The following is a 12,459-nucleotide window of genomic DNA, read 5'->3' as shown; positions in this document are numbered from 1 at the left end:
GGCTCGGCGCTCCAGGACCTTCGCCCTGTTTGCCCCGTTCCGCGCTGGCAGAGAGAAAGTTACGCGTCTGCGGGTTTGAACGTCAAATCCGGGGGTAGCGTCCCCCGTCACACCATTATCGCCCGACTATCTTGCCTGGTCAGCGGCGTTTGCCGACGGAGCGGCACGCCGGGCGGCCCGCCAGCCGCGGACGCCGAGCACGCCGACGGTGGTGCCGATGGCCAGCGACGCCGCGATCAGCAGGGCGTGCACCCAGAGGAACCCGGTGGCGGGGAAGTCGCCGACGGTGCCGGTGGACCAGGAGCGCGGGTCCTTCCAGATGGCGACCGCGAACCTCGGCCAGATCACCCAGGTCCAGATTCCGACCCCGGTGAGGAAGAGCGCCCAGCCACGCGACAGCACCATGGCTGCCGAGTATGCCAGCGCCGTTCCCACGCTGGTCAGGCTCCGGGAAGCCGCCGGATGGTGATCGAGTGCCGCGGGCCGGCACCGGCGGGATGCTGTGCCGCCGGCTCGACCCGGCGCGCCGGCGGCACAGCACACCGACCGTGGCGCGAGTTCCACCTCGTACGCCCTGCGCCGGCGCGCCGGGCACGTCGCCGGCGTCCCGCCGACACGGACCCGTCCGTCGGGCCCGGTCCCGCTATCCCGCCATGGGGGCGGCCGCGACGCGTGGCCGGCGAGCGGGAGGCCCGTGCGGGGTCGGTTGGCCTGCCGTCGCGTCAGAAGCAGGTGCCGATGCCGCCGATCGCGGGGTTCGCCCGGTCGTGGTGGTGGATCGTGCCGGTCGGGTCGGCCATGAAGCCGCCCCAGATGACGCAGCCCCCCTTGACGTACGCCCGGGCCGGCCCGGCCGCCCAGAGCCGGTCGCCGTCGTCGACCCGGGTGGGCAGGTGCTGGGCGGCGAGGTAGACCTGGGTGCGGGTCAGGGTGCCGGCGTACGCGGACTTGACGGTGACCGTGCAGCCGTAGCCGACGATCGGGTTGTACATGAGGTGGACGGTGCCGAGCCGGGCGCCGGTCCGGGCGTGCCGGATCGGGTCCTGGTCCTGGAGGACGTAGCCGGGCCCGCAGAGCGACTGCGGCGTGACCGGGTTGACGACGGCCGCCTGTGCGGCGCCGCCTCCGGCGACGAGCCCGACCGCGACGGCGAGCACGACCCCGATCCGACGAATGGTGCGGTACATCTGCGTCCCCCTCTTTCCTGCTCCGACGAATGCGGGACCAGAATGGTCGGCGGCCGGCCACCGCGCGAATGTGCCTGGTGGACATCACGCATTGCCGGCCAGTGTGTCGTCTCCCAGTTCCAAGCGGCCCGACCTGCGGCGCGACGCCGTCACCCATCGACGTCCGGCGGATATGACGTACTTCGCACCCGTACATTCTTGTGAACCGATAATTGCCGCGTTGTTTCCCGCCGGCGCGGGACGGGCACTGTTCTCGGCGAGCGAAGACCCTCATCGGAGGTGACCAGTGCAGCCGTCGACGTTCAACCCCTGGACCTGGCGCGACCCGTCCGCCCTGGCCGGCGGGTACGCCCGCAGCGGCCCCGACGCCGCGCCATCGGAGGCGCCGGAGGGCGCCGGCGACGGACCCGACGCACCCGGCCCCGGCACCCCCGTCGACCTGGTCGGCTACCGGGTGGAGGCCACCGACGGGCGGATCGGCGCGATCGACGAGGCCAGCGACGACACCGACGCCCCCTGGCTGGTGGTGGACACCGGGCCGTGGATCTTCGGCCGCAAGGTGCTGCTGCCGGTCGGCACGGTGACGCGGGTGGACCATCTCGACCGCACGGTGCACGTGGACCGCACCCGGCAGCAGGTCAAGGAGTCGCCGGCCTTCGACCCGGACGGATACCGGGAGCGCGACTACCGGGACCAGGTGGGCGACTACTACCGGGAGACCTACCGGCGGAACTGAGCGCCGCGGGCCCCGCACCGGCGGTTCCGACCGGTTACGGTAGGAGACGTGGTCCGGCCGATGAGCTACGCGCCGGAGGTCGTCGACCCGGTCGACGGCCTCCCGATCGGCGTCGTGACCACCTTTCCCACCAGCTCCGGTGACGGCCGCGAGCAGATGATCGACCTCCTTCGTGCCGGCGGGCTGCGGTTCCGCGACGGCGGGCGATGGCGGTCGGCTCACTGAGCCGACCCCGACCGGTCCCGGGACGACCTCCCGGCCGGCGCGCGACCGCGCGACTCGTCCGTCACGCACGAAAGGCCTGTTCACCGTGTCTGTTCCACGCATGCTCACCGGAGACCGCCCCACCGGGCGGCTGCACCTCGGCCACTACGTCGGCAGCATCGCCAACCGGGTGCGGCTGCACCAGCGCTACGAGAGCTTCTTCATCATCGCCGACCTGCACATGCTCACCACGCGGAACACCCGCGAGGACATCGAGCGGGTCGCGGTCAACGCCCGGGAGATGGTCACCGACGTCCTGGCGTCCGGCGTCGATCCGGCGCGCGCCATCTTCTATCTCCAGTCGGCCATCCCCGAGGTCGGCGACCTTTACACCCTCTTCCAGAACCTGGTCACGGTGCCGAGGCTGGAGCGGGTGCCGTCACTCAAGGACATGGCCCGCGACGCGGGCAAGGAGGAGATGCCGTACGGCCTGCTCGGCTACCCCGTCCTCCAGGCCGCCGACATCCTCTGCGTCAAGGGGCAGGTCGTCCCGGTGGGCAGGGACAACGCGGCGCACGTCGAGGTGACGCGGGAGATCGCCCGGCGCTTCAACCACCTCTACGGCGAGGTGTTCCCCGTACCGGAGATGATCGCGTCCGAGACGCCCACCCTGATCGGCACGGACGGCCGGGCGAAGATGAGCAAGAGCCTGGGCAACGCGATCTCGCTCTCCGACGATCCGGCGACGGTCCGCCGGAAGGTGATGGGGATGTACACCGACCCGAACCGGGTCCGCGCCGACGTGCCCGGCACCGTCGAGGGCAACCCGGTCTTCGCCTACCACGACATCTTCAACCCCGACCGGGGGCAGGTCGACGACCTCAAGGAGCGGTACCGGGCCGGCCGGGTCGGCGACGTGGAGGTCAAGGAGAAGCTGGCCGTCGCGCTCAACCGCTTCCTGGACCCGATCCGCGAGCGCCGGGCACGGTTCGAGGCCGACCCGGGGTTCGTCGACGAGCTGATCGTCGAGGGCACCGAGCGCACCCGGCGTGAGGTGCGGCAGACGCTCGTCGAGGCCCGCCGGGCGATGGGGCTGACGAGCGCGTACACCCAGGTGCGACGGCGGGCCGAGCGGCGCCGCCGGGCCGCGACCACGCCGGCCTGAGCGGTCGTACGCGTCGGCGCGCTGGCCCGGAACCGCGACACCCCGGTTCCGGGCCGGACGCCGCACCGGCGAATCGGGATGCATGGCCGGCCGCCCGGGGCATGTGGAGGACCGTGGGCGGCGTGCGACACGAGGCGGTGACGCCGGTCGTCGACGGGCTGGACCAGCTCGTCAACGACTGGACCAGCTCGTCGACGTGTTGCGGAAGGCCGCCCCCGACGAGGAGCCCTACGTCCGGTGTTCCCTGGGCCCCGACGCGGACCTGTTCGGCACGCGCGGGCCCGGGCAGTCCAGCAGGGACGCGCTGACCGGCATCGACCTGCCCGGTTTCTCCGCGAACCCGCTCGCGGTCGAGCCGTGACTGAGCCCCGGTCGGGCGGTGGGATTCATCCGTTCGGCGGCGCGTGCGCCGAGGATCCTCCGGATAGGCTCCGCGCATCTGTGCGCGCCGCCCCATCAGGAGGAACTTCTTGGGCCGCAGCTTTCCGGCAGGTGCCCTGGCGACCACCCTCGCCCTCGGCCTGCTGACCGTGCCGGCCACGCCGGCCGCCGCCGACACCCCCACCGCACCGCGCGAGGTCGCCGTCATCCCGCCGGCGGACGCGACGGCGCCCGCCTACGAGGCCGTCTTCTTCGCCGGCCGCACCGGCTTCCTGCACCGGCACGGCAACTCCCCCGACTACCTGTGGACGCGGTACGACACCGGCCAGAGCGTCCGGGTCGAGGAGCTGGCCGGCGTCCAGCCCTCGGCGCTGAAGTCGGCCGGCGGTGACAGCGTCTACACCACCGCCCAGGTGCCCGCGCGGCCGGCGCCGGGCAAGGTCAGCGTCCTCGACCTCGCCGACCTGAGCTGGCAGCAGTGGGAGATCCCCACCGACCACGCCGTGTGGGGCGTCTACGGCCAGCGGATGCTGCTGCGCACGCCGCCGCTCACCGGCGTGACGTTGGAACTGCGCAGCCCCGACGGCGACGGCACGTGGACGACGACGCCCGTGACCGGCATCCCGGCGGACGCCAAGCCCAGCGGGCTGCCGCCGGTCGGGGACGAGACCTCGGTGGTGATCGGCTACCAGGCCGACGGCGGGCAGCGGATGGCGCTGCTCGACCTCGCCACCGCGACCGTGAAGCGGATCCCGAACGGCGTCCCGTCGAACTTCTGGCGGCTCTCCGGCGACACCGTGGGCTGGATGTCGAGCAGCGGGCAATACCATCTCTACTCCCGCAGCGGCCTCACCAGCGGCACGGACACCTCGGCCCGGCTGGTGACCGTCCCGCAGGACAGCCTCCTCCGGACCGTCGTCGTGGACGGCGGGCTGGTGATCAGCCGGAGCCAGACCAGCGACACCGGCGAGTACTTCCCGGCGACCTACGTGCCGGTGCAGACCACCGCGCCCCGCCCCACGCTGCTGCCGAAGATCTCCTGGGGTCTCCAGGCGCTCGTTCAGGGTCCGGACGGGACGGCCCTGGTCGTCGGTGGCTCCGGCCCCTCGGACTGGGCGGTCCGGCGGATCACCGGGCGGCCCGGTGACACGCCGACCGTCACGCCGGTGCTTCCCGTGCGGGACCCGGTGGCGAACGCCGGGATCAGCTACCGCCAGGGCCTGGTCCGGCACGTGCAGTCCCAGGTGTCGCCGAAGACGGGCGCGACGGAGTACGTCGTCGCCAACCACCCGGTCTTCCCCGACCCGCGCCACACGCCCGGAGAGCGGGTCATGATGCGCTCGACCCCGGCGGCGTGCGCGACGGACGTGAAGTGCGTACGCCTGGTCGACGGCGCCGCCGCCGGTGCCGCCTACCTGGTGCCGAGCGCCACGACGGACACCGCCTTCACGCTGGACCAGGCCGCGGGCGGATACGACCAGACTCCGCTGCCCACGACGAGCGGGCGGATCCTCGACGCCTCCACCTCGCACCTCCTCGTCGCCGACGGCGCGTCGAACGAGCAGCACGTCGTCGACGTCGGCTCCGACCAGGTGGTCCGGACCGCGCCGAAGGGCGGGGCGGCGCTGTGGTTCGACACGTTGTGGATCGCGACGGCCACGGCCGGCCAGCTCACGGCGGTCGACCTGGCGACCGGAAAGACCACGCGCACGGTCTCGACCGGCGTGGCGTGCGTGCCGACCGAGGTGCAGGCCAGCACCCGCTGGATCTACTGGGCCTGCGGCGCCACCGGCCCCGCCGGCGTCCTCGACCTGCGCGACGGCGGCAACCTCACGGTGCCGTCCGGGCCGGCGCTGCTCGGCGACGGCTTCCTCGTCCGGCACGACACCGGCGCGTTGCGGATGAGCGCCTTCCACGACGGCACCCTCCACGCCCCGCTGAAGCTCGCCGACCTGGCCGCCGGCGTCCCCGCCGACGGTCGCGGCGTCACCTGGGCCGTGGACCGGCACGGCTCCGGCGTCGCGTACGCCGACGCCGACCGGGCGGTGCACGTCGTCGACACCGGCGTGCCGAGCACCGCCCCCGGATTCGGCAGCGTGATCGCGAACGAGGCGGTGTATCCGGGCACCACCGGCCTCGCCTGGCAGGCGGACGTACGGCCGACCCGTCCGCTGTGGAGCTGGGAGTTGACCGTCACCCGCAGGTGGACGGGCGAGCTGGTGCACAGCGCCGGCGGCGGCAAGTCGCGGACCTCGGTCTACCTGCGGTGGGACGGCAAGCTGCCGTCGGGGCAGGCGGCGCTGAACGGGGCGTACACCTGGACGTTGAAGGGCACCCTCACCGACTCCGCCGCCCCGGTCACGGTGGGCTCCGGCGAGCTGGTCGTGCACTGCGGCACGTTCCCGTTCCGTGGGTACGCCTGCTCCGGCGGGCCGGGCCTGCTGGGTGTGAAGTCCACGGGCGAGGGCCACTGGTACGGCACCCGGCCCACCGCCACGCCCGGTCAGCTCTACAGCAACGGTTACACCGAGAACTGGTGCCTCAGCTGCTCGGGAGCCGAGCGGACCTCGGCCCTGGTGCCGTTCGGCGACTTCAACGGGGACGGCCACCACGACCTGCTCGTCCGTGACGGCAACGGGGGAATGAAGGCGCACCTGGGCACCGGCCACCTGGGCTTCGGTGGCGCGAACACCCTCAGCCTGGGCGCGGGTTGGATGATGTACCGGTCGATCCTCGCCCCCGGCGACGTCAACAGCGACGGCCACCACGACATCCTCGGCATCGACACCGACGGCAAACTCTGGCTCTACACCACCACCGGACGCGGCGGCATCAACCCCCGCATCCAGGTCGGCTCCGGCTGGGGCATCTACCCACGCGTCACCGGCGCCGGCGACCTCAACGGCGACGGCCACGGCGACCTGCTCGGCATCGACTCCACCGGCACCATGTACCACTACCTCAGCAACGGCAACACCGGCTGGAACACCCGCGTCAAGGTCTACGCCGGCTGGAACATCTACAACTCGGTCGTCGCCATCGGCGACCTCGACGAGGACGGGCGCAACGACCTCGTCGCCCGCGACGCCGACGGCGTCCTGTGGCGCTACTCCGGGCTCGGCAACGGCTCCTTCGCCGCCCGGGTGAAGGCCGGCAGCGGCTGGAACATGTTCAAGATCATTATCTGACGACCCGCTCCCGCCCGCCCCCGGCCGCCGACGGCGCCGGGGGCGGTCGCCGTCACGGGGGCGAATTCCACCCGATCAGCCGCGGATCCACGTCCGTCCCTGCCGGTAGGCTCCAGCGCGTCTGTGCGCAGCCCCCATCAGGAGGATCTCTTTGGGCCGCAGTCTTCCGGCAGGAGCCCTGGCGACCACCGTCGCCCTCGCTCTGCTGACCGTGCCGGCCGCGCCGGCCGCCGCCGACACCGGCACCGCCCCCCGCGAGACAGCCGTCATCGCCGAATCCGAGCCGACCGTCCTGCCCGTCGAGAAGATCCTGCTCGCGGGCGCGTCCGGCTTCCTGCACCAGCACAACGCGTCCACCAACCACCACTGGACCCGGTACGACACGGGCGCGACGGTCCAGGCCAGCGGGCTGAACGGCTACCGGAGCCGGGACATCCGGCCGGCCGGCGGCGACGCCGTCTCCGTCTGGACCAGGCACCCCGTCGACGACGTCACCCGCTTCGGCGTGTACGACCTGAGCGACCGGACCTGGGACCACTGGCCCCGGCCGACCGAGGGCACCCTCTTCGGGGTCTTCGGGCGTTCGATCCTCGTCCGGCACCCGGACATGCGGCTGGAGATCCAGAAGGTCGGCCCCGAGGGCACCGTCACCGACACCCGGCCGGTCACGGGCCTGCCGGCCGGCAGCGGCTACCTCGACGACGCACGGGTCGGCGACGCCACGTCCGTGGTCGTCCCGGCGGTCGGCGCCGACAGCGAGCGCTGGTACGGCCTGCTCGACATCGCCACCGCGCGCATCGTGCCGATCCCCGGCGCCGCCCCGGCCGCACCGGCCGACTTCCGGCTCTCCGGCGACGCCGTGGCGTGGATCGGCTCGGGCAAGGTGCACGCCCACTCGCGCGGTGGCCTCGTCTCCGGCGCGGACACCGCCGCGCGGATCGCCACCGTCGCGGGCGCCTGGTCGAGCGCCGCGGTGCTGGGTGACCGGGTGGTCGTCCTGCTCGACCCCGCGTCCGGCGCGACCGAGGGCTCGGTCGTCACGGTGGGACTGGACGGCACCGCGCGGACGACCGTGCTGCCCCGCGCGCAGGCCAGGGACTCGCTGGTGCAGGGGCCGGACGGCACCGCCCTGGCGGTCGGCGGCTCCACCTCCCGCGACTGGGCGGTGCACCGGTTCGTCGCCGCCGCCGGTGAGCCCGGCCGGGCGTCGGTGCTGCCGGTGCGGGACCCGGTCGACAACGCCGGCCTCACGTTCCGGCGCGGCGTCGTCCGCCACCTGCAGACCCAGGTGCTGCCGAGCACCGGCGAGACGCACTTCGCGCTCTTCAACCACACCCTGGCGCCGGACGCCGCCGGCGCCGTGCCCGCGCAGGGCGGCACCCTCAGCGTCTACTCCGTCCGCTGCCCGGGCGAGGCGCGGTGCGTACGGATCGTCGACGGCGCCCAGGACGGCACCACCTACCTGCGCGAGGTGAACGGCCAGACCATGGTCAGCACGCGCCGCGGCGTCGGCGACCTGTCCATGGTCCTCCCGACGACGGGCGCGCGGCTGGTCGACGCCATGGACGAGTACGCCGTGGTGGACGGCGGCTCCCCGGCCACGCAGTACGTGGCGCACCTGACGGAGACGAAGGTCCTGCGTACCGGCCCGATCCGGGCGGCGGCGCTCTGGTTCGACAGCCTGTGGACCGCCACGGGCACCAACGGCCAGCTCCAGCAGCTGAGCCTGCCTGGCCTGAAGGCGCAGCGGACGGTGTCCACCGGCACGGCGTGCGTACCGACCGAGGTGCAGGCCAGCGCCCGCTGGCTCTGGTGGACCTGCGGCGCCACCGGCCCCGCCGGCGTCCACGACCTCCACACCGGCGCCAACCTGACCGTGCCCGTCGGGCCGGCCCTGCTCGGCGACGGATTCCTCGTCCAGCACGACACCGCCGCCGCCACCCTGCGGATGACCGCCTTCCACGACGGCACCGTCCACGCCCCGGTCACGCTCGCCAGCCTGGCCCGGGGCACGGCCACCGACAGCCGGGGGCACAGCTGGGCGGTGGACCGCCAGGGGCGCGGGGTCGCGTACGTCGACGGCGACAACGCCGTGCACGTCATCGACACCGGCGTGCCGGGCACCCCGCCCGGGATCGGCAGGGCGGCCACGAGCGGGGGCAGCAACCCGCGGGCGGCCACCGACGACAGCCGGTACTGGACCGGCGCGTTCCACCCGACCCGGCCGCTGTCGTCCTGGCGGGTGACCGTCGCCCGCAAGTCGACCGGCGAGGTGGTGGCGCAGCGGACCGGCGGCGCGGCACGCGACCGGCTCGACGTGCGCTGGGACGGTCGGCTCCCGTCGGGCGGGATGGCCCCGAGCGGCGGCTACCGCTGGACGGTGCACGGCACCACCGAAGGCGCCTCGGAGACGACGCTCGGGTCCGGGAACCTGCTGGTGACCTGCGGCTCCTTCGCGTTCCGGGTGGTCGACTGCACCGGCAGCCCGTCGCTGCTCGGCGTGAAGTCCACGGGCGCGGGCCACTGGTACGGCGACACCAACGGCGGGGAGCCGACCGGCGAGCTGTTGAACAACGGGTGGACCGACAACTGGTGCCTGAGCTGCACCGGCGCGGCGCGTACGTCCGCGCTCGTGCCGTTCGGCGACTACGACGGCGACGGCTATCCCGACCTGCTCGTGCGCGACGGCAACGGGGGAATGAAGGCGCACCTCGGCGCCGGCTACATGAACTACGGCCTGGAGAAGACCGTCAGCCTGGGCGCGGGTTGGATGATGTACCGGTCGATCCTCGCCCCCGGCGACGTCAACAGCGACGGCCACCACGACATCCTCGGCATCGACACCGACGGCAAACTCTGGCTCTACACCACCACCGGACGCGGCGGCATCAACCCCCGCATCCAGGTCGGCTCCGGCTGGGGCATCTACCCACGCGTCACCGGCGCCGGCGACCTCAACGGCGACGGCCACGGCGACCTGCTCGGCATCGACTCCACCGGCACCATGTACCACTACCTCAGCAACGGCAACACCGGCTGGAACACCCGCGTCAAGGTCTACGCCGGCTGGAACATCTACAACTCGGTGGTCCCGATCGGGGACCTCAACCAGGACGGGCGCAACGACCTCGTCGCCCGCGACGCGGACGGCCTGCTCTGGTACTACGCGGGCCTCGGCAACGGGTCCTTCGCACCGCGCGTGCAGCGGGGCAGCGGCTGGAACATCTACAAGATCATCATCTGACCGCGCCCCACCACGGACCGCCCCCGGACGCCCACGCGACCGGGGGCGGTCCCGTCTCGGACCTCCCCGACCGGGATCCGCCACGGACGACCGCACCGGCCGTCCGGATCCCGACCCGGTCGACGACCGGACGCCACGGCGACTCCCGACGGAATCGTCGGTCTGGTGGCCACGGACGGTTGCGGCTAGGTTGCAGCTTCGAGCGTCCTTCCATCGATCGGGGATTCGGCGGCGTGTCGCACATCGAGAAGATCACCGGGGAACTCCGCGCGCTGACGGCGGGCGTCGACAGGGCACAGGGGCTGGCGTCCGCCGCCGACAACCAGGCACAGGAGGTGGCGGTGCGGGCCGCCGGCGCCGGTTTCGCCGCCGTCGCGGCCGGCATGGCGCGGGTACGGGACGCCATCGCCGCCGTCCGGGGCGGCCTGGGCGGCGTCGCCACCGCGATCGGCGAGGCCACCCGGGCGACCGCGGCCGTGCCGCAGGAGGCCACCCCGGACGAGACGATCGCCGGGCTGACTCCCGTGGCGAGCGCGATCGACGGCATGCGCGACGCGACGACCGCCACCATCGCCCAGCTCGACGAGGCCAAGCGGCTCGTCACCACCGTCCTCCAGGGCGGCCAACCGGGACCGCTGGTGCAGGGACTGGAGAACGTCAAGCAGGTGCTCGTGCTGATGGTCCAGCGCACCGGCCCCGCCAGGCAGGCAGTCGAGACCGCGGTCGCCGCGGCGCGGCAGCTCGGTTCGTCGGGAAACTGACCGGGTCCGGCGGCCCCGCACCGACCGGCCCGACCCCCGCGAACCACGGCTCCGCCGTACCCGCGGCGGGCGACACCGTCCCCGCAGGGCGAGCATCCACCACCGCCACCCCCGGCCTCGCGGCCTGGACCAGGCGTCCCACCGGGGCTACCGACCGGGCCGCGCACCCGCATCCCCGCGAACGAGAGGCCGCCGCAGCGGCGGGCGCTGGAGTTGGAGAACGAGGGCGCCGACCCCATCGCCGCCCTGGGCTACCGGATCCACCAGAACCCGACGAAGCAGGAGATCGCGGCGGCCCGGCTTCGCATCGGCGGCGGCGGCAACAGCGAGAAGTCGCCCGACTATCTCATCGAGGGCCACGTCTTCGACTGCTACGCGCCGGCGCCGTGGACGTCGACTTCCACATGCGCAAGGACGTGCTGGCCGAGAAGGGCCGGCCCCACATGATGCGTACGGTGGGCCGGGTCCTGGCCGCCCGGCCCGAGGACGCGGCGCTGGTCTTCAACGACGACTGGCTGATGCTGACCCGCGTCGCGGGCACGACCCGCCGGCACAACGAGGCCGACTGGTACGAGGAGGAGTACGGCAGCTTCCTGCCCCGTTGAGCGCGGCGCGGGCCGGGCGCGCCACCCGGGCACGGGCGTCGCCGTCCTACCATCCAGAGGGTGGCAGACTTCGATACCTCATTGGCGGTCGAGACGGTCTGGCAGCGGCAGGCCGCCTGGTCGGGGGCGGCCTGCGAGGCGAAGCGCGCGATCACCCGGGCCCGGCTGGCGGTCGCCGCGCTCACCGTCGGCGCCGCCGTGTGCGGCACCCTCGCCAACCAGCTCGGCCAGACCCACCACGGCGCCGGTCGGGCGCTGGCGATCGTCGCGGCGGCGGCGCTGCTCCTGGTGCCGGTCGCGGGCCGGTGGGCCGCCCGCGACGCCGTGCACGCGTGGACCCGGCTCCGGTCGGTCTCCGAGGCGTTGAAGGCCGACACGTACCGCTACCTCGCCGGGGTCGCCCCGTTCGCCGGCACCGACCGGGACGTCGTCCTGCTCGGGCGGCTCGACGCCCTGATGGACGACGCCGGCGACCTGGTCGGCCGCACCGTGGACGCGGCGCCGGCCGCCCGGCCCCTGCCGGCCGTCTCCGACGTGGCGACATACCTGACGGAGCGGCTACAGCGGCAGGTGGACGGCTACTACCTGCTGCGGGCCCGCCGGATGGGCCGGGCCGCGCGGCGGATCCGGTACGCCACCACGGCGCTCACGGTCGCCGCGGCGGCGGTCTCCGCCACGGTCGGGGTGCTCGGCGACAACCTCGGGCTCACCGCCTGGATCGGCGTCGCGGCGGCCGTCACCACGGCGCTCGTCGGCTACGGCTCCGCCCAGCAGCACGAGCACCACCAGATCGAGTACGCCCGGACCGCCGACCAGCTCGTCCGGCTGCGGATCGCCCGCGAGGCCGGACGGGGCTGGACCGACGACGACGCGTTCGTCGCGGAGGCGGAACGGATCATCTCGCTCTCCAACGAGGGATGGATGGCGAAGGTGATCGAGCAGGATGGCGCAGCGCAACAGTGACATCACACCCCGTGCCATATAGCAT

General features: G+C 73.4%; 11 protein-coding genes and 1 pseudogene. 10 read left to right on the top strand and 2 right to left on the bottom strand.

What is annotated here, in order from left to right:
• Positions 1–126: 126 nt before the first annotated feature.
• Positions 127–435 (bottom strand): SCO4848 family membrane protein, encoded by a 309-nt coding sequence (locus GA0070606_RS17195; RefSeq protein WP_425413056.1) that lies wholly within the window; start codon positions 433–435, stop codon positions 127–129.
• 287 nt (positions 436–722) lie between these two features.
• On the bottom strand, positions 723–1,187 hold the full coding sequence (locus GA0070606_RS17190) for a hypothetical protein (RefSeq protein WP_091101086.1): 465 nt from the start codon (positions 1,185–1,187) through the stop codon (positions 723–725).
• A 286-nt stretch (positions 1,188–1,473) separates the two neighbouring features.
• Between GA0070606_RS17190 and GA0070606_RS17185 the strand changes: the two genes are divergently transcribed.
• The 10 genes and pseudogenes from GA0070606_RS17185 (at position 1,474) to GA0070606_RS17155 (ending at position 12,434) form a co-directional block, all read left to right on the top strand.
• Positions 1,474–1,923 (top strand): PRC-barrel domain-containing protein, encoded by a 450-nt coding sequence (locus tag GA0070606_RS17185; protein ID WP_091101082.1) that lies wholly within the window; start codon positions 1,474–1,476, stop codon positions 1,921–1,923.
• A 48-nt stretch (positions 1,924–1,971) separates the two neighbouring features.
• Entirely contained in the window at positions 1,972–2,148 is a 177-nt protein-coding gene (locus tag GA0070606_RS32565; RefSeq protein WP_176737170.1) for a hypothetical protein, read from the top strand.
• An 85-nt stretch (positions 2,149–2,233) separates the two neighbouring features.
• A complete protein-coding gene (gene trpS, locus GA0070606_RS17180; protein WP_091101079.1) occupies positions 2,234–3,292 on the top strand; it encodes a tryptophan--tRNA ligase in 1,059 nt (352 codons plus the stop codon).
• An 82-nt stretch (positions 3,293–3,374) separates the two neighbouring features.
• Complete coding sequence (locus GA0070606_RS33720; RefSeq protein ID WP_281190661.1) at positions 3,375–3,653, top strand: DUF6098 family protein; 279 nt, start codon at positions 3,375–3,377, stop codon at positions 3,651–3,653.
• 109 nt (positions 3,654–3,762) lie between these two features.
• A complete protein-coding gene (locus GA0070606_RS17175) occupies positions 3,763–6,861 on the top strand; it encodes an FG-GAP-like repeat-containing protein (RefSeq protein ID WP_091101075.1) in 3,099 nt (1,032 codons plus the stop codon).
• Positions 6,862–7,012: 151 nt separating this feature from the next.
• Positions 7,013–10,105, top strand: a complete 3,093-nt coding sequence (locus tag GA0070606_RS17170) for an FG-GAP repeat domain-containing protein (protein WP_091101073.1) — start codon at positions 7,013–7,015, stop codon at positions 10,103–10,105.
• A gap of 233 nt (positions 10,106–10,338) precedes the next feature.
• Positions 10,339–10,866 carry a DUF6244 family protein gene (locus tag GA0070606_RS17165; RefSeq protein WP_091101070.1) on the top strand — a complete coding sequence of 176 codons (528 nt, stop codon included), beginning with the start codon at positions 10,339–10,341 and terminating at the stop codon, positions 10,864–10,866.
• A gap of 207 nt (positions 10,867–11,073) precedes the next feature.
• A pseudogene (locus GA0070606_RS33350) lies at positions 11,074–11,268 on the top strand (CdiA C-terminal domain-containing protein); the annotation flags it as partial.
• A gap of 2 nt (positions 11,269–11,270) precedes the next feature.
• Positions 11,271–11,471, top strand: a complete 201-nt coding sequence (locus tag GA0070606_RS32020; protein ID WP_425413100.1) for a SitI3 family protein — start codon at positions 11,271–11,273, stop codon at positions 11,469–11,471.
• Positions 11,472–11,531: 60 nt separating this feature from the next.
• Positions 11,532–12,434: a DUF4231 domain-containing protein gene (locus GA0070606_RS17155; protein ID WP_091101063.1), complete on the top strand. Its 903-nt coding sequence runs from the start codon at positions 11,532–11,534 to the stop codon at positions 12,432–12,434.
• Positions 12,435–12,459: the final 25 nt, after the last annotated feature.

The organism is Micromonospora citrea (genome assembly GCF_900090315.1).
Taxonomy (GTDB): Bacteria; Actinomycetota; Actinomycetes; order Mycobacteriales; family Micromonosporaceae; genus Micromonospora; species Micromonospora citrea.
The sequence above is the reverse complement of the archived record's forward strand: the minus strand, read 5'-3'. Positions and strand labels throughout refer to the sequence as shown.

Bases quoted from the DNA above. Each gene is read 5' to 3' on its own strand.
- GA0070606_RS17190 (WP_091101086.1), bottom strand. From the start codon at position 1,187: ATGTACCGCACCATTCGTCGGATCGGGGTCGTGCTCGCCGTCGCGGTC.
- GA0070606_RS33720 (WP_281190661.1), top strand. From the start codon at position 3,375: ATGGCCGGCCGCCCGGGGCATGTGGAGGACCGTGGGCGGCGTGCGACA.
- GA0070606_RS32020 (WP_425413100.1), top strand. From the start codon at position 11,271: ATGCGCAAGGACGTGCTGGCCGAGAAGGGCCGGCCCCACATGATGCGT.